This window comes from Streptomyces sp. MJM8645 (genome assembly GCF_001625365.1).
Classification (GTDB): domain Bacteria; phylum Actinomycetota; class Actinomycetes; order Streptomycetales; family Streptomycetaceae; genus Kitasatospora.
The window spans coordinates 3,277,922-3,298,635 of record NZ_LJJF01000001.1 but is presented as its reverse complement, the minus strand read 5'-3'; the positions used below and the strand labels follow the sequence as shown (position 1 = coordinate 3,298,635).

Here is a 20,714-nt window from a genome sequence, read left to right as displayed (position 1 = left end):
CGGACCGCCGAGCGACCGGCCGTCGGGCCGTCGAGCTGTCGGCGGGGCCGTGAAAAGATCCCCCCATGGCCACGGACCGCAGCAGCGCAGGAGATCCGGCGCGCACCCTCGCCCTGCTCTGGGGGCTGACCGCCGAGGAGAAGCCCGGCCGGCGCGGCCCGCGACAGGCCCGGTCGACCGGCGAGATCGCCGCCGTGGCCATCGCCCTGGCCGACGCCGAGGGCGTGGACGCCGTCACCATGCGCCGGGTGGCGCAGGAGCTGGGGCTGTCCCCGATGGCGCTGTACACCTACGTCCCCGGCAAGGCCGAACTGCTCGACCTGATGCTGGACACCGTCTACGCGACGACGCCGCGCAGCGCCCCCGCCGACGACGGCTGGCGGGCCAGGGTCACCGCCGTCGCCGACGACAACCGGACGCTGCACCGCGCCCACCCGTGGGTCTCGGCGGTCCCCACCAGTCGCCCGCCGCTCGGCCCGGGCCTGATGGCCAAGTACGAGTACGAGCTGCGCGCCTTCGAGGGCACCGGCCTGCCCGACGTCGAACTGGACGCGGCGCTCACCCACCTGCTGGGCTTCGTCCAGACCTGCGCCCGGATGGCCGCCGACGAGCGCGCCGCCCGGCAGGACAGCGCGATGACCGACGCGCAGTGGTGGGCCGCCAACGCCGAGCTGCTCGCCAAGGTCTTCGACGCCGAGCGCTACCCGGTCGCGGCCCGGGTGGGCGCCGCCGCCGGCGAGGCGCACGGCGGCGCGTACGACCCGGACCACGCGTACGCCTTCGGCCTGGCCCGCGTGCTGGACGGGCTGGCGGCCCTGATCAGCGAGCGCTAGGCCGGGCGTCGTACTCCGCGCGGGCGGCCTCGACGGCGGGGACCCGCTGCTCGGACCAGTGCGCGAGGGCGGCGACCAGTTCGGCGGCCTCCCGGCCGAGCGGGGTGAGGCTGTAGTCGACCCGGGGCGGGATCACCGGGTGGGCCTCGCGGTGCACGAAGCCGTCGCGTTCCAGTGTCTGCAGGGTCTGCGCGAGCATCTTCTCGCTGACGCCGGAGACCCGGCGGCGCAGTTCGCTGAAGCGGTAGCCGCGCTCGCGCAGCGCGCCGAGCACGAGGACGCCCCAGCGGCTGGTGACGTGCTCCAGCACGCCCCGGGACGGGCACATGCGGTCGAACACGTCGGCCGGCGGCAGCTCGCGCACCGGGACGGCCGGGCGGCCTTCCTCCAGGGTCTTCATGACTGTCCTGCCATTACCTTCATGTCAGTACCGTACTTTGAAGTGCGTACTTTCGAAAGGTTAGTGCAGTCCCTAGGGTGAGTTTCGAGGCAGGAACCCCATCGAGGCACAAACCCACCCGAGGAGCATCCCCATGTACGTCGTCACCGGTGCCACCGGCCAGCTCGGCCGTCTCGTCGTCGAGGGCCTGCTGGCCGCCGTCCCCGCGAGCGAGGTGGCGGTCGCCGTCCGCTCCGCCGAGAAGGCGGCCGACCTGGCCGCGCGCGGGGTGGCCGTCCGCGTGGTCGACTACGACGACCCGGCGTCCCTGGCCGGCGCCTTCGCGGCCGGCGACCGGGTGCTGCTGATCTCGGGCAGCGAGGTCGGCCGCCGGATCCCGCAGCACCGCGCGGTGGTCGACGCGGCCCGTGCGGCCGACGTCGCGCTGTTCGCCTACACCAGCGCGCCGGGCGCGGCGACCTTCCGGCTGGCCGACGAGCACAAGGCGACGGAGGAGCTGATCCGCGCATCCGGCCTGCCGTCCGTCCTGCTGCGCAACGGCTGGTACACCGAGAACTACCTGGGCGACGCGGCCGGCACGGTCGCGCGCGGCGTGGTGCTCGGCAGCGCCGGGGACGGCCGGGTGGCCACCGCCCCGCGCAAGGACTACGCGGACGCGGCCGTCGCCGTCCTCCTCGGCGAGGGCCACGAGGGCCGGGTGTACGAGCTGAGCGGCGACGCCGCGTGGAGCCTGTCGGAGCTGGCGGCCGAGCTGGCGCTGGTCTCCGGGCAGCCGGTCGCGCACCAGGACGTGGCGCCGGCGGAGCACCTCGCGGCGCTGGTCGGCGCGGGCCTGCCGGAGGGCTTCGCCGAGGTGCTGGTGGACGTGGACGCGGGCATCGCCCGTGGCGAGCTGGCCGGCACCCCGGGCGACCTGGCCCGGCTGATCGGCCGCCCGACCGTCCCGCTGGCCGAGTCGGTCCGCACCGCGCTCCAGGCCTGAGGCGCTCCGGGCCTGAGGCGCTCCGGGCCGGCGATGAGCCCCGCGTTTCCCGAGGTCAGCGATGTCATGACCAAAATGCGGAAACGGAGATGACAGCCTGCCCCTCCGCCAGCTACCGTCACCTCGACACACGCGCGCGGAGGGCAGGCGGCCATGCCACAGACAACCCAGCAGGACAGCGGCCGAGGCCTCTGGTACGGCGTCGCGGCCTACGGCATCTGGGGCCTCTTCCCCCTGTTCTGGCCACTGCTGGAGCCCGGCGCCGCCGACGACATCCTGGCCAACCGGATGGTCTGGTCCCTGGTCGCCGTGGTGCTGCTGCTGATCGCCCAGCGGCACTGGAGCTGGATACGCCCGCTGCTGCGCCAGCCCCGCCGGCTCGCCATGCTGGCCGGCGCGGCCACGGTGATCTCGATCAACTGGGGCGTCTACATCTGGGGCGTCAACGCCGGGCACGTCGTCGAGACCAGCCTCGGCTACTTCATCAACCCGCTGGTCACCATCGGCTTCGGTGTCCTGGTGCTCAAGGAGCGGCTGCGGACGGCGCAGTGGGCGGCGGTCGGCGTCGGCGCGGCCGCCGTCGCGGTGCTCAGCGTCGCGTACGGGCGGCTGCCGTGGATCGCGCTCACCCTGGCGCTCTCCTTCGCCACGTACGGGCTGCTGAAGAAGAAGGTCGGGCTGAGCGGGCTGGAGAGCCTGGCGGCGGAGAGCGCCTTCATGTTCCCGTTCGCGCTCGGCTACCTGGTCTACCTGGAGGTCAGCGGGCGCGGCACCTTCGGCCACACGGTGGCCGGCTCGTACGGCTGGGGGCACTCCGGGCTGCTGCTGCTCAGCGGGGTGATCACCGCGATCCCGCTGCTGTTCTTCGGCGCGGCGGCCGTGCGGGTGCCGCTGACCGTGCTCGGGCTGCTGCAGTACCTGGCGCCGGTGTTCCAGTTCCTGATCGGCGTGGCGGTGTTCCACGAGTCGATGCCGCCCGCCCGCTGGGCCGGCTTCGGCCTGGTCTGGCTGGCGCTCGCGGTGCTCACCTGGGACGCGCTGCGCCAGGTGCGGGCCGACCGCGCGGGGCGGGCCGCGGCCGTGCCGCAACCCGCCCCCGCGAAGGCGGCCGTCAGGCGCTGATCCGCCCCGCTGATCCGCCCCCGCCGATCCGCCCCTTCTGATCCGCCCCCCGCCGACGCGGCGGTCAGACGCTGATGTCCCGGCTGGTGAAGCGGGACCAGGCCGCCGCGCCGAACACGGCGACGTAGGCGGCCTGGAGGCCGAGGTCCTTCCACACGCCGTCCCAGTACATCGGCTGGCGCAGGAGGTCCGCGAAGCTGAGCCAGTAATGGGTGAACAGGAACGGCCTGACGGCGTCCAACTGCGGGAAGGCGTCCAGGATCTGCACGGTGACCACCAGCCCGACGGTCGCGGCCATCGCCGCGATACCGCTGCCGGTGAGCGTGGAGACGAACAGCCCGATCGCCACCAGCCCCGCCAGCGAGGCCGCCACCACCCCGGCCACGAGCACCGCCCGCAGCAGCGCGTCGCCGAAGCCGATGGTGTCGCCGGAGATCAGCGTCACCTCGCCGAGCGGGAACAGCGCGGCGCCGGTGGCCAGCGCCGCCGCCGCGACCGCCACGGTCGCGGCCAGGCAGAACACCAGCCCGGCGGTGAACTTGGCGGCCAGCAGCCGGGTGCGCCCGGCCGGGGCGACCAGCAGGTAGCGCAGCGTCCCGGTGGCCGCCTCGCCGGCGACCGAGTCCCCGGCGACCACGCCGACCGTCATCGGCAGGAACACCGGCAGCGCGACCGCGAGGGCGGTGAAGACCAGGAACAGGCCGTTCTGGGTGGTCTGCGCGATGAAGTTCACCCCGCCGCCGCCCTCGTGCGGGCTGCCCGTGTTGAGCTTGACGACCACGCCGATCAGGATCGGCAGCACCGCCAGGATCCCCAGCAGCACCTTGGTGCGCATCCGGCGGAAGGTCAGGTGCAGTTCGTTGCGGAACAGCGCCAGGAACCCGGCCGCCGTCTGCGGCCTCCGCCCGGCCCGGACCGGCAGCGCCCCGGCCTGTGACAGCTCAGCCCGCGACAGCTCAGCCTGCGACATCGAAGCCCTCCCCGGTCAGCGCCACGAAGGCGTCCTCCAACGTGCCCCGCTCCAGCCCGAACCCGTGCACCCGCACCCCGGCCTCGACCAGCGCCGCGCACAGCTTCGGCAGCGCCTCCTCGACCGGGGAGCCGAGCGAGCCGAGCGCGGCGAGATCGCCGTCCACCCGCCCGTCGCCGGGCAGCAGGGAGCCGACCCGGTGGGCCGTCAGCACCTCCACGGCGTGCGCCACGTCCGGTGTGCGGACCACCAGCCGGCCCTGCGCGCGGGCGGCCAGTTCGGCGACGGTGCCCTGCACCACCAGCCGGCCCCGGGACATCACCGCCGCGTGCGTGCAGACCTGCTCGATCTCGTCCAGCAGGTGCGAGGAGAGGAACACCGTGGTCCCCTCCGCCGCGACCTCCCGCACCAGCGCCCGGATCTCGCGCATGCCCTGCGGGTCCAGCCCGTTGGTGGGCTCGTCCAGCACCAGCAGCTCGCGCGGCTGGAGCAGCGCCGACGCCAGGCCGAGCCGCTGCTTCATGCCCAGCGAGTACGCGCGGGCCTTCTTGGCCGCCGCGGCGCTCAGCCCGACCCGTTCCAACGCCGTCTCGACGCGCAGGCGCCGGGTACGGGGGTCGGCGGTCGGGTCGGCGGCGTCGAACCGCACCAGGTTGTCCCGCCCGGAGAGGAAGCCGTACAGCGCCGGGCCCTCGATCAGCGCGCCCACCCGGGGCAGCACGGAGGCGACGGACTGCGGCATCGGCTCGCCGAGGACGGTGGCCACGCCGGAGGTGGGGGCGATCAGGCCCATCAGCATCCGGATGGTGGTGGTCTTGCCGGAGCCGTTCGGGCCGAGGAAGCCGAAGACGGAGCCGCGCGGCACGCTCAGGTCCAGGCCGTCCACGGCGAGCTGGCCGCCCCGGAAGCGCTTGGTCAGGCCGCGGGTCCTGATCACGTCGTCGGGCCGGGAGGAGCCGGAGGAGCCGGAGGAACCGGGGGAGGAGAGGGGGCCGGGGGAGTCAGGGGAGGAGGGGGAGGAGGAGGTGGAAGGCGCGGGGCCCGGGCGCTGCTCGGCGCCCGGACCCTCGGCCGACTCCGTAACGTCCCCCGTTACGGGAGCCTTCGTCATCCGTCAGTTCACCCCGGCGGCGTGCTGGAGCACCGGCAGGGTCACTGCGCCGGCGAACACCCGGCCGTCGTCGGTGACCAGGACGTTCACCACCTTGGTGCTGATCAGCGTGCCGCCGCCGACCGGCTTGCCGAGCGACTTCACCAGCGCCTGCGGGTTCAGGGCCGCGCCCCGGCCGCCGTGCTTGCCGCCCTTGCCGCCGTCCTGCGGCACGTCGACGGCGCCGCCGGGCAGCTGCGCCGAGACCACGGTCGTCCAGCCCTCGCCGATCACGTTCACGCCGCCGTGGTCCTGGCCCGAGGCGTCCCGACCGGCCTTGCCCCCGGGCGCGGAACCCTTGGGCGCGAAACCCTGCGGCCCCTCACCCTTGGCGCCCTCGTCGGCCTTGTGCTCCGTCACCTTGGCGCCCTTGGGCACGGTGAAGTCGAAGGTCTTGGCGGCCGGCTTGGCGAAGGACACGTCGGTGAAGTGGACGTCCAGCACGGTGGAACCGTCGACGCCCTTGACCACCACCGAGAGCGGCACCCCGTTGTCGGCGGCGACCGCGATCCGGACCTCGGCGACGGTCGAACCGGACTGCGCGGGCTTGACGCTCAGCTGGTACGCCTTCTGCCCGGCCACGTTGGCGGTGCCGGCCACGGTGACCGACGTGGTGTCCGCGCTCGCGGTCAGGAACTGCCGGGCGGCCTCCTGCGGGGTCGTCGGCACCCCGGTCAGCGGCGCCCCGGCGTGCTTGCCGGCCGTGTCGGAGTGCTGGGCGGCCGCCTGGCCGGTCAGGCGTACGGCGGTGTTGGTCGAACTGTCCCAGGCCCAGGCCTGGTCGCCGTTGTGGACGACGGTGTAGCCGGCCATGTCCTCCAGCAGGTCGACCCGCTGGCGGTCCGGGCCGTCCACCGCGACCCGCAGCGTCTGGTCGCCGCCGAGCAGGCCGAGCAGCTTGGCCTGCGGGTCGGCCGAGGAGGATCCCTGGCCGCCGCCGCGCCCGGCCGCCGCGCCGAGCCCGCCGGCCGCGGCGCCCAGCAGCTGGCTGGGCAGGCCGAGGTCGGTGGAGACGGACACCGTGCCGGAGAGGGCCTGCGCGTCGGAGCCGAGCACCTTGGCCACCAGCTGCTCCGGCGTCAGCGAGGGAAGGTCGGGCGGGGCGTCGGCCGCCAGCGCGGGCACCAGCCCGACCCCGGCGGCGATCACCGCGGCCACCGTCAGCGGTACCCCGGCCCGCACCAGCATGCGCCGCCGTGAGCGGTACGGCACGCCGCCGTCCACGTTGTCCCCCGCCGCCGTGTCATTGGTCATGGCGTCCTCAACTCCTCTACGAACACGAGCGATTGGCTGTGCCCTTCCATTAGAGGCCCGCACCCCGCCCCCGTCATCGCCCTGCGGGTCCAGTTCGGGGTAAACCTCACGGGTACATCGACCCTGAGACGCCCTCAGGGTTGGCTACTCCGAACGTACGAGACCTGGCGTAGGGTCGCGCCATGGACGGAACCGCCATGGACGCAAGCAACCCCCCGACCGCTAACGCGATGCGGCGCGCCCTGCGCCGCGCCCGGGACGGCGTCGCCCTGGACGTCACCGAGACCGCGGTGCTGCTCCAGGCCAGAGGCGAGGACCTGAACGACCTGTGTGCGAGCGCCGCCCGGGTCCGCGACGCGGGGCTGGCGGCGGCCGGGCGGCCCGGCGTCATCACCTACTCCAAGAGCGTCTTCATCCCGCTCACCCGGCTCTGCCGCGACAAGTGCCACTACTGCACCTTCGTCACCGTCCCCGGCAAGCTGCGCCGGGCCGGCCACGGGATGTTCATGTCCCCCGACGAGGTGCTGGACGTCGCCCGGCGCGGCGCCGAACTCGGCTGCAAGGAAGCCCTGATCACCCTCGGCGACAAGCCCGAGGACCGCTGGCCCGAGGCCCGCGAGTGGCTCGACGCGCACGGGTACGACGACACCATCGCCTACGTGCGGGCGATGTCGATCCGCATCCTGGAGGAGACCGGCCTGCTCCCGCACCTCAACCCCGGGGTGCTCGGCTGGACGGACTTCCAGCGGCTCAAGCCCGTCTCCGCCTCCATGGGCATGATGCTGGAGACCACCGCCACCCGGCTGTGGAGCGAGCCCGGCGGCCCGCACTTCGGCTCGCCGGACAAGGAGCCGGCCGTCCGGCTGCGGGTGCTGGAGGACGCCGGGCGCAGCTCCGTCCCCTTCACCAGCGGCCTGCTGATCGGCATCGGCGAGACGTACCAGGAGCGCGCGGAGTCGCTGTTCGCGCTGCGCAAGGTCTCCCGGGCCTACCACGGCGTCCAGGAGCTGATCCTGCAGAACTTCCGCGCCAAGCCGGACACGGCGATGCGCGGCATGCCCGACGCCGAACTGGACGAGCTGGTCGCCACCGTGGCGGTGGCCCGGCACGTGATGGGCCCGGCGGCCTGCCTGCAAGCGCCGCCGAACCTGGTGGACGGCGAGTACGGGCGGCTGATCGCGGCCGGCGTCGACGACTGGGGCGGCGTCTCCCCGCTCACCCCCGACCACGTCAACCCCGAACGCCCGTGGCCGCAGATCGAGCGGCTCGCCGAGCGCTCCGCGGCCGCCGGCTTCGAACTGCGCGAACGCCTCGCCGTCTACCCCGAGTACGTGCGGCGCGGCGAGCCCTGGCTGGACCCGCGGGTGCTGCCGCACGTGCGTGCCCTCGCCGACCCGGAGACCGGGCTGGCGAACCCGGACGCGGTGGTCCGCGGCCTGCCCTGGCAGGAGCCCGAGGACCTGCCCGTCTCGTACGGGCGGACCGACCTGCACGCCACCATCGACACCGAGGGCCGCACCGGCGACCGCCGGGCCGACTTCGAGGACGTCTACGGCGACTGGGAGGTGCTGCGCGAGCAGGTGCTCGCCGAGGGCGCGCCCGAGCGGCTGGTCGGCGACCTGCGCGAGGCGCTGGCGGTGGCCGCCGACGACCCGACGCGGCTCACCGACGACCAGGCGCTGGCGCTGTTCCACGCGGACGGCCCGGCCCTGGACGCGCTCTGCCGGATCGCCGACGACGTCCGCCGGGACACCGTCGGGGAGGACGTCACCTACTGCGTCACCCGGAACATCAACTTCACCAACGTCTGCTACACCGGCTGCCGCTTCTGCGCGTTCGCCCAGCGCCGCACCGACGCCGACGCCTACACCCTGTCGCTGGAGCAGGTCGCCGACCGGGCCGCGCAGGCCTGGGAGGTCGGCGCCACCGAGGTCTGCATGCAGGGCGGCATCCACCCGGACCTGCCCGGCACCGCCTACTTCGACATCGCCCGCGCGGTGAAGGAGCGGGTGCCCGGCATCCACGTGCACGCCTTCTCGCCGATGGAGGTGGTCAACGGCGCGACCCGCACCGGGCTGTCCATCCGCGACTGGCTCCAGCGGGCCAAGGAGAACGGCCTGGACAGCATCCCGGGCACGGCGGCCGAGATCCTGGACGACGAGGTCCGCTGGGTGCTCACCAAGGGCAAGCTGCCGGCCGCCACCTGGGTCGAAGTGGTCACCACCGCGCACGAACTGGGCATCCGCTCCTCGTCCACCATGATGTACGGGCACGTGGACACCCCGAAGCACTGGCTCGGGCACCTGCGGCTGCTCGCCGAGATCCAGCAGCGCTCCCTGGAGGCCAACGGCACCGGCGGCTTCACCGAGTTCGTGACCCTGCCGTTCATCCACACCAACGCGCCGGTCTACCTGGCCGGCATCGCCCGGCCCGGCCCGACCGCCCGGGACAACCGCGCGGTGATCGCGATGGCCCGGCTGCTGCTGCACCCGCACATCCCCAACATCCAGACCAGCTGGGTCAAGCTGGGCGCGGAGGGCGCCGCCGAGATGCTCCGCTCGGGCGCCAACGACCTGGGCGGCACGCTGATGGAGGAGACCATCTCGCGGATGGCCGGCTCGGCGTACGGGAGTTACAAGTCGGTGCGCGACCTCCAGGCGATCGCCGAGGCGGCGGGCCGCCCGCACCGCCAGCGCACCACCACCTACGGCGAGGTGTCGGCCGAGCGCCGGGCCGCGGCGCTGGCCTCGGACGGGCACCTGCCGGAGCTGCTGCCGGTCCTGGACTGATCCCGCCACCGGCCTCCCGGTCCCCCCCCGCCACCGGCCTCCCGGTTCCCCCCGGCCCCGGCCTGCCGGTTCCCCCGGCCCAGCTGCCACCGTACGGGCGGCAGCTGGGCCGGGAAACCGGAGCACGAGGGACGCCCTTGATTCGCTCGGGTCTTCGAATACAGTGCCAGGGCGCGCGCCGCGGCCGTGCGTCGCGCAGCCCCCTGCCCCGAGGAAAGGCGCCCCGTCGTGATGCCACTGTGGTCACGCGCCCAGCAGCAGGACTTCCGCAGCCGGGTGCGGGGCTGTCTGCTCGGCGGTGCCATCGGCGACGCGCTCGGCGCCGGTGTCGAGTTCGAGCAGCTGGAGAAGATCCGGGCCCAGCACGGCCCGCAGGGCGTCACCGGCTACGTCCCCGCGTACGGGCGCACCGGCGCCGTCACCGACGACACCCAGCTCACCCTGTTCACCGTCGACGGCCTGATCCGCGCCCACATCCGGCGCGACACCGGCAGCTGGCACCCGCCCACCGACCTGCACCTCGCCTACCTGCGCTGGGCCGCCACCCAGCGCGACTGGGGCCCCGACGAGCGCCGCCCCGACCTCGGCTGGCTCGGCCGCGAGGAGTGGCTGTACGCCCAGCGCGCCCCCGGCCAGGGCTGCCTGTCCGCCCTGACCGGGGCCGACGCCGAGCACCTCGGCACCGTGGAGCGGCCCAAGAACCCGCACTCCAAGGCCTGCGGCACGGTCGTGCGGGCGGCGCCGTTCGGCCTGCTCACCAGCTGGGAGCCGGGCCTGGTCTTCCAACTCGCGGTGGAGTGCGCGGTGCTCACCCACGGCCACCCCACCGGCTACCTCGCGGCGGGCGCGCTCGCGGTGATCGTCCAGAGCGTGGCCCGCGGCGGCACCCTGGAGGAGGGCGTCCACCTCGCCCTGGCGCTGCTCTCCGAAAGGCAGGCGCACGAGGAGACCACCGCCGCGCTGCGGGCCGCGCTGGACGCGGTCCGGGCCGGCGAGCCGTCCGCCGACCGGGTGGAGGCGCTGGGGGAGGGCTGGGTCGCCGAGGAGGCGCTGGCGATCGGGGTCTACTGCGCGCTGGTCGCGCACGACGTGCGCTCGGGCCTGCTGCTCGCCGTCAACCACTCCGGGGACAGCGACTCCACCGGCGCGGTCTGCGGGAGCCTGCTCGGGGTGCTGCACGGTGACACCGCGCTGCCGTCGGGGCTGGTGGCCGGGCTGGAGGGGCGGGGCGCCATCCTCGAACTCGCCGACGACTTCGTGCTGGAGCTGATGCACGGCACCGAACTGCACGATCCGCGCACCCCGGAGGGGCTGACCTGGTCCGAGCGGTACCCGGTGGTGCGCTGAACGGTCCGGGCGGGAAGCGAAGTTCGGGCGGCAAGGCGGTTCGGGCGGAAAGGCTCGGCGGGAAGGCAGTTCGGGCGGGAACGACAGTTGCCCGTAGTGTCGGCCGCCGGCGAGGGCGAAGGCCACTGCTACGGGCAACTGGTCCGAGCTCGGATTCGCACCGGGGGCGCGGGGCCGGGTCGGCGGCCGCCGCCGCAAGGTCAGTGGCGGCCGAACATTCCGGTGGCCGCAGCACTCGCGAACGCGGTCCAGGCCTCGGCGGAGAAGCACAGCTGGGGCCCCTGAGGGTCCTTGGAGTCCCGTACCGCCACCGCCCCCGTGGCCGGCGTGGTGATCTCCACACAGGCTCCGTTGCCGCCGCTGTGGCTGCTCTTCCGCCAGCGGGTTCCGTGCTCGGAGGTGGTGCTCATCAGTGGTATCCCTCTTCAATCTCAGCTATCAGTGTCCGGCTCTCCGCCACGCCGAGTGCCGCCGCACGCAGGTAGTCGTACAGACCGGTATAGCGGCGCACGTCCGCCTCCTTCTCCAGGTAGAGATCGCTCGTCACCCCTTCGAAGTAGACAACCGTGGAATCGGCTGACTCGGGGAACTCCAGCAGGGAGAATGTCCCGGTCATACCGGGGTGGGCGCCGGCCGAGAACGGGATCACCTGGATGGTGATGTTCGGGTGCTGGCTCAGCTCCATCATGTGCTTGAGCTGCTCGGCCATCACCTCGCGACTGCCGACCTCGCGGCGCAGCACCGCCTCGTCTATGACGGTCCACAGGCTGCCGAGCTGGTTCTCGCCCCGGATGCGGTCCTGGCGCTTCATCCGGACCTGCACCCGGCGCTGCACGGCGAGCGCGTCGGTGTCCGGCTGGGTGCCCTCCACGACGGCCTGCGCGTACTGCTCGGTCTGCAACAGGCCCGGGACGAAGGAGGATTCGTACGCGCGGATCGAGGAGGCCTCGGCCTCCAGCCCGATGTAGACGCTGTACGGGGTCGGCATGTCGTTGAAGTCGTGCCACCAGCCGCGCTGGCGCGACTCCTTGGCCATCTCCATGAGGCTGGCGCGCATCTGCTCGTCGTTCACGAGATAGACGTCGCAGAGGTCGCGCACGTCGCGCTGGCTGATGCTGCGGCGGCCGTTCTCCAGTCGGCTGATCTTCGACTGGGAGACCATCAGCCGGCCCGCCACCTCCTCCGCCGTCATCCCGAGGCCCTCGCGGAGTTTTCGCAGCTCCGAGCCCAGGCGCCGACGGCGCACGGTGGGATTGATGCTCGTCGACACATCGACCTCCGGCCGGACCTCTGGTGATCGTTGGATCGGCAGCCCTCGGAACACTTCGGACATTGGGACCAACCCCCCTGACTTGGAGCAGCATGTCACCTTGGGCCACGTCGGCGTCAGGGAATCACAGCAGCGCAGTAGAACAGATCGTCGGAAAAGCACTTCTGTGAGACGGCGAGGGCCTTCGAGTGGTAATGCGGCTCAGCGGCTCGAACCGGTACGGGCTAAGGATGTGCTCCCCGGCGGCGCAGGTGCCAGTGGCACGTGCGAAGGCAGGACCGCCGGGCTCCCCGGACGGGCCTCGGAGGGCCTTCGGGGACGGCAGAGGGGCGGTCGCCGGGCGACTTCCGTCGCGGGGCGACCGCCCCTCCGTGCTCCTGGTGGTGCGGGTGCTGCTTCGGTGGTGCGTCGGGTCCTTCAGCGCCGTTGCTCAGCGCCGTCGGGCGGCGTGAACGGGGCGGCGCGCGCCGTCGGGGGTGCCGCCGGGCCCGTCGTGCCCCGTCGTGCCGTCGTGCCCCGTCGTGCCCGCTGTCACGGGCCGTACGGGCGGTGCGGACCGCACGTGCCGCGCAGGCCGTACGGCGATCGGTGCGGTGTCCCGCGCGCCCGGGCGGTCCCGGTCAGCGGACGCCGACCCGTGAGGCGGCGACCCGACCGGAGCCCCGGCCGGCCGCGCGGGCGCCGGAACGCCCGGCGCCGGTCCCGGCCCCGGAACCCTGGGAAGAACGGTTCTGCTGCGCCGGCAGGCCGTTCTGCACGTCCATCACGGCGTGCGCGACCATCCCGCCCAGCGGGTCGTACCGGATCAGGTCGCGCAGCCGCGACCGCGAGGACCGGCCCTCGTTGCCCGGATACAGGTGCTTGCCCAGGCCCACGGAATGGGCCAGGGCCGCCAGTGCGGCCGTCCGCGGGTCCGGCGGCACGCCGGTGCGGATGGCGGTGTCCAGCCGCTGTTTGATCGCGGCGTTGGTGCAGTCGTCCGACGCCTGATAACGGGTCGTCGGCAGCACCCCGCACACCTGGCCCGGCACGGCCGTGACCATGCCGCAGCGCTCCAGGTGCGCCAGGTAGGTCTGCCGCAGCCCCAGCCGGGGCCCGCCGATCCAGTGCGCCGCGCGGACCGGACTGCCGCGTCGGCGCAGCAGTTCCAGTGCGTGGTCCAAGGTCGGGTCGCCGGTCGGCCGTGCGAGCACGACAGCGATCCGGTCTCCCTCCGGTACGATCCGTCCGGCCAGGGACAGCTCGACGAGCTGGGCCCCGGCGAGTCCGAGGTCGAGGGTCTGCGGCTGCGCCGTGGTACCCGTGGTCGGGTCCAAAGCGAGCAGCAAGAGTTCCTCGGGAACAGTTCTGCGGCTCTTGCCCATCCAAGCCTCCCCGCGTGGATGAGAGACAGGGTGACGCCTCTCACACGGGCTTGTCGAGTACGCCTCCGAATCGTGACCTTGCGGTGGAGGCGGGGAACCGGGGGCGGCGGGCCCGGCGTCTGACCGGTGAACAGACCGCAGTACGCCCGTGCGACGGCAATAAGCGCCGGTCGGGCGGGGTGTGCGCAGCCGGATCGGCCGGCGGTGGCGGAGACTGTACAGGTACACGGGGCGGGGCGTCGGCTTCCCGAAATCGGGTCTGCCGGTGCCCCGCCGGGCGTTGAGGAGGCTGGGATACGTGGGCGAGTCCCCCGACAGGGTGCTGAGGGACGGCGAGCGGGCGCAGGAGCGCGAACGCGAGCGGACCGGGACGGCCGCCGGCGCGGGCCCGGACCCGGACGGTGCTCCGGACGGCAACCCGAACGGCACCCGGGAGGCCGGGACCGGCCCCGGCGACGCGCCGGCGGCGGGGGCCAAGCGCGGCTCGACCGTACAGCTCCGTGTCCGGGATGTGGACAGCAAGACCACGATGCTGCGGCTGCCGGTGGACAGTGCGACCACCGCGCTGCGGCTGCCCGAGGAGCTGACCAAGCCCGCCGATGGCGGAAGTTCCGAGGGTGAGGCCGAGGAGGCGGAGGCCGCGACGGCCGCCGACGGCGAGGAGAAGGCGGCCGGGCGGCCGACCGGAACCGACCCGCGTCTCACGATGCGGACGGATGTGGCGGGCGTGGGAGCCGTGGCGGGGAGTGCGGAGAAGGCCGCGGAGAAGGACGCGGAGAAGGACGCGGAGAAGGGGGCGGGGGAGGCCGGCGAGAAGGCCGCCTCCGAGGGCGACACGCCCGAGGCCGCCGCGCCCGCCGAGGCCGCCACGCCCGCCGCGCCCGAGAGCGACGAACCCGACGAGGCGGCAGCCGAGCCGGCCAAGCCCGAGGCGCCGGAGGACCCCAGGCTTCCGCGCGCCGCCATGGCCTCCGCCTCCGCGTCCGGCACCGTGCCGGAGCCCCCGGCACCGACCCCGGTGCCCGAGCCCTCCCCGCTCCCGGAGCCGGTGCCCGAGCCGCACCCGGCGCCCAAGCCCCTCCCCGAACCCGAGCCGCAGCCCGGTCCGGAGCCGCTGCCTAAGCCGGCCCCCGCCCCCGTGCCCGGCCCCACCCCGGCCCCCGAGCCGCTGCCCACCCCCGACCCGCGGCCGGTGCCGCCCGTCCCGCCGCTGCCGAAGCCCGAGCCGCTGCCCCTCCCGGAGCCGCCGCCCGCGCCGGAGAACACCGCCGAGGCGATGGAGGTCCTGGCGACCCTCAACGCGCGCCCGGTCTCGCCGCTGCGCCGCGCGCTCAAGCGGATCACCATCTGGACGGCCTTCCTCGCCGTGGTGCTCGGTGCGGCGGTGGTGGCCCAGCTGCTGCGCCCGCTGCCGGACGCCAAGGTGCGGATGTCCGCCGCGGGCAGCTTCAGCTTCGCCGGCGACCCGCTCGACCTCGCCTGGCCGGCCAAGGGCCAGTCCGCCGCCGAGGTGGTCGGCGTCGGCAGCCTCGGCAGCTCCGGGCAGGAGACGCCGTCCGCGATCGCCAGCGTCACCAAGGTGATGAACGCCTACCTGATCCTGCAGAAGTTCCCGCTGAAGAAGGGGGAGAGCGGCCCGAAGATCACCGTGGACAAGCAGGCCGCGCAGGAGTCCGGCAACGTCGACGAGTCCCGGGTCACCCTCACCGAGGGCCAGGTGCTCACCGAGTACCAGGCGCTGGAACTGCTGATGCTGCCCTCGGCCAACAACGTGGCCCGGTTGCTCGCCCGCTTCCACTCCGGCTCCGAGGAAGCGTTCGTCAAGCTGATGAACGAGACGTCGGCCAAGTTCGGCATGACCAACACCACCTACGCCGACCCGGCGGGCTTCCTCGCGGACACCAAGTCCACCGCCAAGGACCAGCTGAAGCTGGCCGAGCAGGTCATGCAGGACGAGATCTTCCGGCAGATCGTCTCCACCCCGGAGACCAGCCTCAACAACGTGAAGATCTCCAACACCAACAACCTGATCAACCCGAAGACCGGGGTCATCGGCGTCAAGACCGGCTCCAGCACCCCGGCCGGCGGCTGCCTGATGTGGGCCGCCTACAAGGAGATCGGCGGTGTGAAGCGGCTGATCATCGGCGTCACCCTGGGCCAGCAGGCCACCTCGCCCAACCCCGGCGACGGCATCCTGCCGACCGTGCTCAAGGTCAGCGGCAAGCAGATCCAGGCCGCGCAGGGCGGCCTGACCGGCCAGACCGTGGTGAAGAAGGGCGACGTCGTCGGCACCGTGGACGACGGCCTCGGCGGCAAGGTCCAGGTCGTCGCGACCAAGGACCTCGTGGTGGCCGGCTTCCCGGGCATCACCGGCACGGTCACCCTGGACGCGGCCAAGCTCGGCCACACCGCGAAGGCCGGCCAGGAGGTCGGCCTGCTGCGGGTGGGCGAGGGCGACGACAAGACGGAGGTCCCGGTGGCCCTCCAGTCCGACCTGAACCCGCCGTCCATCCAGTCCCGGCTGATGCGCACGCTCTGAGCCCGCGACGACGGAGGGGGAGCCGGTTCGCCCGGCTCCCCCTCCGTCGTGTTCCCGTGTGTTCCGGGTGATGCTCGTCAGCCGTCGCGTGTTCCAGGGCCGTCCCGTCAGTCGCCGCGCGCTCCGGGTGGGTGCTCGTCAGCCGCCGCGCGCTCCGGGTCCCGCTCGTCAGTTGTCGCGGTCGAGCAGCGCGACCGTGAACCCGCCGAGCGGCGTGACCTGGTCGGGCGCCCCGTACTGCGTGCGGAGAGCCTGCGCCTGGTCCTCCGGCATGGTGGTCAGCGGGTCCTCGGTGTCCCCGAGGACCAGCAGCCAGATCCGCGCCGCCTGCCCCAGGCAGGCCTCCGGCTGCGGGCACGGCGTCGGCGACAGCTCCTCCGCGTCGTCGGCGCTCTGCGCGACGAACACCGGGTACGGGTGGACGTCCGACGGCAGGTAGTAGCTGACGCCCGGCCACACCATCGCCCAGGCCTGGTTGCCCAGCGGGGCCGCCATCCCGTCCCCGGACCGGTAGCCCGCGGCGATCACCCCGGCCGCCGCCCGGAACGGCTCCTCCGACCCGTTGTGCGAGCCCACGTAGCGCACTGCGGGCTGCTTCGGCAGGGCGGCCACGGCCGGGACGGCGAGCAGTCCCAGCGCCAGCAGTCCCACCGCCGCCCTGGCCGGTCCCGGAGCACGGAAACGTTTCGCCCAGGCCGCCGCGACGCCGTACACCGCGCCCACCCCGCCCCCGGCCAGCACCGCCCACGCGGGCACCGTGAACAGCAGGTACCGCTCGATGAAGTACGAGGTGCCGCCCTGCGACACCACCCACACGCCCGCCACCGGCAGCCCCGCGAGCAGCAGCGCCTGCCCGGCCTGCACCCGCCGGCCCGGCAGCAGCAGCACCGGCAGCGCCAGCAGGACGAAGGCGTAGAACACCGTGTGCGAGCCGAACAGGTGCTGGCCGAAGTGCACCAGGCCCCCGAGGTTCGGCTTCTCGATCCAGCCCAGCTGCCGGTCCGACTGCCGGCTGCCCAGCAGCACCACCGGCAGCACCGGCACCGCCGCCACCCCCACCGCCACCGGGTACTGCCACAGCAGCCGCCGCTCCGCCGCCCCGCGCGTGCGCCACAGGTGCAGCAGCACCAGCGCGGCCTGCCCGGCCACCGTGCTGAACGAGATCAGGTGCCCGGCGCCGGCCACCGCCATCGCCGCGCAGTACGGCGCCCACCGCCGCCATGTCGGCCGCTCCAGCGCCCGCACCAGGAACCAGGTGGCCGCCGCGATCGCGAAGGTCACCAGCGCGTACGCGCGCGCCTCCTGCGCGTACCGCGACACCTCCGGCGGCACCGCGAACAGCAGCCCCGCGCCGACCGCCGCCACCCGGTTGCCGAACAGCCGCTCGGCGGTCAGCGCCACGAACGCGGCCGCCCCCGCCATCGCCAGCACGGAGGGTATTCGCAGCGCCACCACGGAGTCGCCGAACACCGCCGTCCAGCCGTGCATCAGCAGGTAGTACGCCCCGTTGCTGGCGTCCACGTGCTGGAGCAGCCGGAGCAGGTCGCCCAACGACCGGGTGGCCACCGTCCAGGTCGCCATCTCGTCCCGCCACAGCTCCGGCGTCCCCAGCCGGTACCCGCCCACCGCCAGCATCACCACCGCGGGCCACACCCACACCTGCCCCAGCAGTCGCACCACCGGGTGCCCAGCAGGTCTCATCGGGTCCTTCGTCTCCTTCGCACGGCGCGGCAAGGCGGTCGAACGCATTTCCGGCAGGCTACTTGACCCGCCCTGACCCCTCGTCGGCACCCGCACCCCCAACCGCCACACCCACCCCACCCCCGATCCGGTAGGCTGTGGACGGCCTTGTCGCAGACGGGCCCCGCCTCAGTAGCTCAGGGGATAGAGCACGGCTCTCCTAAAGCCGGTGTCGCAGGTTCGAATCCTGCCTGGGGCACCAGAGACGCGTGTGTCGCCGTAGGCCCCCCGCCCACCAGGGCGGGGGGCCTACGGCGTTTCCGGGGCCGGGCCGGGTCGGGGGCGGCGTACCTCTCGGGGAGGAGGGGGCGCGGTCGGCCGTCCGTCCTCGGAGTGATCATCGAGGAGACCTCGTGCTGACGGGCCGGGGCGGGTGCGGACCCTAGGCTCGGTGAGGCCCCTGCCAGTGCGTCGTGCCTGGTCAGGGCGGACGAGCCGGGGAGCGATGACGACGTACCGATACACCGTGGCCGAGCTGCGCGGGCAACTGCGGCAGCTGCTCCTGAGCGGGGCCGCGATCGCGCTGGGGGTGGCCTTCCTGATCGCCTCGGTCAGCGGCAGCGGGGCGCTGGTGGACTCCTTCAGCCAGACCGCGGCCGCCGAGGTCGGGCCCGGCGACGTGCAGGTGACCAGGACCGCCGCCGGCGGTGGGCTGGACGCCGCCGCCGAGCGGGCCCGGCGGACGGCCGGGGTGGCCGGGGTGGCGCCGCGACTGGTCGGCAAGGGATCGGTGCTGACGGCCGACGGGCGCCCGCTCGACCAGACCGCCGCGGTCAGCGCGGTCGCCGACGACCCGGCGCTGCGCTGGCAGTTGCTCACCGGCGGCCACTGGCCGGCCGGGCCCGGCGAGGTGCTGCTCGACGCCGACACCGCGCACCGGCTCGACGCCGCCCCCGGGGCCGAGGTGCGGCTGGCCCGGGCCGACGGCTCCGCCGCCACCGCCCGGCTGGCGGGCGTCCTGGACGGCCGGGGCGCGCCCAGCCTCGCCGGGCGCCCGATCGTCGGCGTCCCGGCCGGTGCGGTCGCCCAGTACGCGACCGGCGTCACCACCGCCCAGCTGGACGTCCGGGTCCGGCCGGACGCCTCGCGGGCCCGGACCGTCGAGGCGCTGCGCGCCGTCCTCGGCGACGGCGTCGAGGTGCGCACCCGAGACGCCTCCGTCACCGAGGCGACCCGGCAGAGCCGGACCCTCTACGGGGTGGTGCTGATCGCCGCGCTCTCCTTCGTGCTGATCGCGCTCGCGGTGGCGCGGATGGTGGTCGGCAACACCTTCACGGTGGTGCTGGCCCAGCGGACCCGCCAACTCGCCCTGCTGCGCTGCGTGGGCGCCGACCGGCGGCAGCTGCGCCGGCTGATCCGCCGCCAGGGGCTGCTGCTCGGGACGGGAGCCTCGGCGGCGGGCGTGCTGCTGGGGGTCGGCCTGTGCGCGGCGGGGACGGTGGTCGTCGGCACGCTCGACCTCGGCCCGGTGCACCTCTCGCTGGCGCCGGCCCCGCTGACCTGCGCGCTGGCCGGGCTGTTCGGCGTGCTGCTCACCCTGCTGGCCGTCCGCGGCCCGGCGAAGGCCGCGGCGGCGGTGCCGCCGGTGGCCGCGCTCGGCGGCACGCACGGGCCGGTCGGCGGGGCGGCCAAGGCCCGGGCGGCGGTGTGGACGGTGGTGCTGCTGTGCGCGGGGACGGCGCTGCTGGTGGCCGGCGCGGTGGCCCCGCCGCCGCTGTCGCTGCTCGCGGTCACCGTCGGCGCGATCGTCAGCTTCTTCGGCGTGCTGCGGCTCGCCGACCGGCTGCTGCCCGCCGTCGTCGGCGTGCTGGGCGGCCCGGCCCGGCGGCTCGGTGGGACGGCCGGGCGGCTCGCCACCCAGCAGCTGCGGCTCAACCCGGGCCGCACCGGGGCGACCGGCTCGGCGCTGCTGCTCGGCGTGACCGTGATGGTCGGCGCGGTCACCGCGCTGGAGATCACCTCCAACTCCCTGGTGCCGGCGGTGTCCGCGCGCCAGCCCGGGGTCTTCTCGGCGGTCGTCACTGGGGGCGGCGCGCTGCCCGCCGGGACGGTCACCGCGCTCGGTGCGCAGCGCGGGCTCGCCGTCACGCCGGTCCGCTCGGCCACCGTCGAACTCGACGGCCGGCCCACCCTGGTCGCGGCCGCCGACCTGGCCCGGCTCAACCCCTCGGCGGACGGCGTCGACCAGGCCGGGGCGCTCGCCGACGGCGCCGCGCTGAGCGGTCTCGGCGGCGGCGGGGTGCGCCGGGTCGGGGGCCCGGCGGGCGGGCCCGGCACCGACCTGCGGGTCGAACCCGGACGCAGCAGCCTGCCGCTCACCCTGCAGACCGGTGCGACGCTGCTGGTGACCCCCGCGACCCTGGACCGGCTCGCCCCCGGCGCGGCCGTCACCACGGTCTGGATCAGCCCGGGCGCGGGCGAGGACCGGTCGACCGCCCGCCGGGCGCTGGACCGGGCGCTCGCCGACCACCCGGAGGTGGCCGTCACCGACACCGGCGCGCAGGCGGAGACGCTGCGGTTGCTGCTGGACCGGATGACGACCGTCAGCATGACCCTGCTGTCCTTCTCGGTCGCCATCGCCGGGCTCGGCGTCGCGGCCACCCTGATGCTCAGCGTCAGCGAACGCGCCCGCGAGATCGGCATGCTGCGCGCCATCGGGATGTCCCGGCGGCAGCTGCGCCGGATGCTCACCCTGGAGGCGGTGCTGCTGTCGCTGGCCGGGGCGTTGGTCGGCACCGGACTGGGCGTCGGCTACGGCTGGGCGGCCGCGCGTTCGCTCACCTCCACGGTGGGGACGGTCGGCGGCCCGCCGGTGGTGCTGGTGCTGGCCGCACTCGGGCTGACCGTCCTGACCGGGCTCGCCGCCGCCGTCCTGCCAGCCCGTCGGGTCGGCCGGATGACCGTGGTGGACGCGATGCGGACCGCCTGACCGGCCAGCGCACTCGGCTCGGAGC

Annotated in this window: 15 protein-coding genes and 1 tRNA gene; 8 read left to right on the top strand and 8 right to left on the bottom strand. The window is 74.3% G+C overall.

Annotated elements, in window-relative coordinates; genetic code table 11:
* Positions 1 to 65 precede the first annotated feature (65 nt).
* Entirely contained in the window at positions 66 to 833 is a 768-nt protein-coding gene (locus A6F73_RS13960; RefSeq protein ID WP_063348104.1) for a TetR/AcrR family transcriptional regulator, read from the top strand.
* On the opposite strand, the gene A6F73_RS13955 is transcribed toward A6F73_RS13960, so the two are convergent.
* A complete protein-coding gene (locus A6F73_RS13955) occupies positions 820 to 1,161 on the bottom strand; it encodes a helix-turn-helix domain-containing protein (RefSeq protein WP_063351188.1) in 342 nt (113 codons plus the stop codon). The two genes, A6F73_RS13960 and A6F73_RS13955, sit on opposite strands and share 14 nt — an antisense overlap.
* A gap of 205 nt (positions 1,162 to 1,366) precedes the next feature.
* Here A6F73_RS13955 and A6F73_RS13950 point away from each other — a divergent pair, with 205 nt between their 5' ends.
* Together A6F73_RS13950 and rarD are read left to right on the top strand one after the other, a co-directional pair.
* Complete coding sequence (locus A6F73_RS13950) at positions 1,367 to 2,215, top strand: SDR family oxidoreductase (RefSeq protein WP_063348103.1); 849 nt, start codon at positions 1,367 to 1,369, stop codon at positions 2,213 to 2,215.
* A gap of 153 nt (positions 2,216 to 2,368) precedes the next feature.
* A complete protein-coding gene (gene rarD / locus A6F73_RS13945) occupies positions 2,369 to 3,337 on the top strand; it encodes an EamA family transporter RarD (RefSeq protein WP_063348102.1) in 969 nt (322 codons plus the stop codon).
* 64 nt (positions 3,338 to 3,401) lie between these two features.
* Here rarD and A6F73_RS13940 read toward each other — a convergent pair whose 3' ends face one another.
* Genes A6F73_RS13940 through A6F73_RS13930 form a run of 3 tightly spaced genes read right to left on the bottom strand, consistent with a single transcriptional unit; the run spans position 3,402 to position 6,711 of the window.
* A complete protein-coding gene (locus A6F73_RS13940) occupies positions 3,402 to 4,307 on the bottom strand; it encodes an ABC transporter permease (RefSeq protein WP_107452884.1) in 906 nt (301 codons plus the stop codon).
* Entirely contained in the window at positions 4,294 to 5,418 is a 1,125-nt protein-coding gene (locus A6F73_RS13935) for an ABC transporter ATP-binding protein (protein WP_079135674.1), read from the bottom strand. The genes A6F73_RS13940 and A6F73_RS13935 overlap by 14 nt, the downstream gene beginning before the upstream one ends.
* A gap of 3 nt (positions 5,419 to 5,421) precedes the next feature.
* On the bottom strand, positions 5,422 to 6,711 hold the full coding sequence (locus tag A6F73_RS13930; RefSeq protein ID WP_063348100.1) for a hypothetical protein: 1,290 nt from the start codon (positions 6,709 to 6,711) through the stop codon (positions 5,422 to 5,424).
* A 182-nt stretch (positions 6,712 to 6,893) separates the two neighbouring features.
* On the opposite strand from A6F73_RS13930, the gene A6F73_RS13925 reads away from it, so the two are divergent.
* Together A6F73_RS13925 and A6F73_RS13920 are read left to right on the top strand one after the other, a co-directional pair.
* The gene (locus A6F73_RS13925) at positions 6,894 to 9,500 is read left to right on the top strand and encodes a bifunctional FO biosynthesis protein CofGH (protein WP_063348099.1); all 2,607 of its coding nucleotides are present in this window, start codon (positions 6,894 to 6,896) and stop codon (positions 9,498 to 9,500) included.
* Positions 9,501 to 9,731: 231 nt separating this feature from the next.
* Positions 9,732 to 10,847: an ADP-ribosylglycohydrolase family protein gene (locus tag A6F73_RS13920; protein ID WP_063348098.1), complete on the top strand. Its 1,116-nt coding sequence runs from the start codon at positions 9,732 to 9,734 to the stop codon at positions 10,845 to 10,847.
* A 200-nt stretch (positions 10,848 to 11,047) separates the two neighbouring features.
* Here the strand turns inward: A6F73_RS13920 and A6F73_RS13915 are convergent, their stop codons facing one another.
* The 3 genes from A6F73_RS13915 to A6F73_RS13905 form a co-directional block, all read right to left on the bottom strand.
* Positions 11,048 to 11,257, bottom strand: coding sequence for a DUF397 domain-containing protein (locus tag A6F73_RS13915; RefSeq protein ID WP_063348097.1), 210 nt, complete (start codon positions 11,255 to 11,257; stop codon positions 11,048 to 11,050).
* Entirely contained in the window at positions 11,257 to 12,117 is an 861-nt protein-coding gene (locus A6F73_RS13910; RefSeq protein WP_063348096.1) for a helix-turn-helix transcriptional regulator, read from the bottom strand. Before A6F73_RS13910 ends, A6F73_RS13915 begins: the two co-directional genes overlap by 1 nt.
* A gap of 620 nt (positions 12,118 to 12,737) precedes the next feature.
* Positions 12,738 to 13,481 carry a GPP34 family phosphoprotein gene (locus tag A6F73_RS13905; protein WP_063348095.1) on the bottom strand — a complete coding sequence of 248 codons (744 nt, stop codon included), beginning with the start codon at positions 13,479 to 13,481 and terminating at the stop codon, positions 12,738 to 12,740.
* A gap of 298 nt (positions 13,482 to 13,779) precedes the next feature.
* Here A6F73_RS13905 and A6F73_RS13900 point away from each other — a divergent pair, with 298 nt between their 5' ends.
* Positions 13,780 to 16,020 carry a D-alanyl-D-alanine carboxypeptidase gene (locus A6F73_RS13900; protein ID WP_063348094.1) on the top strand — a complete coding sequence of 747 codons (2,241 nt, stop codon included), beginning with the start codon at positions 13,780 to 13,782 and terminating at the stop codon, positions 16,018 to 16,020.
* A 168-nt stretch (positions 16,021 to 16,188) separates the two neighbouring features.
* Here the strand turns inward: A6F73_RS13900 and A6F73_RS13895 are convergent, their stop codons facing one another.
* Positions 16,189 to 17,769, bottom strand: a complete 1,581-nt coding sequence (locus A6F73_RS13895) for a glycosyltransferase family 39 protein (protein ID WP_079135673.1) — start codon at positions 17,767 to 17,769, stop codon at positions 16,189 to 16,191.
* Positions 17,770 to 17,886: 117 nt separating this feature from the next.
* On the opposite strand from A6F73_RS13895, the gene A6F73_RS13890 reads away from it, so the two are divergent.
* Positions 17,887 to 17,962: transfer RNA gene (locus A6F73_RS13890), tRNA-Arg, on the top strand.
* A 243-nt stretch (positions 17,963 to 18,205) separates the two neighbouring features.
* Complete coding sequence (locus A6F73_RS13885; RefSeq protein ID WP_063348092.1) at positions 18,206 to 20,689, top strand: ABC transporter permease; 2,484 nt, start codon at positions 18,206 to 18,208, stop codon at positions 20,687 to 20,689.
* Positions 20,690 to 20,714: the final 25 nt, after the last annotated feature.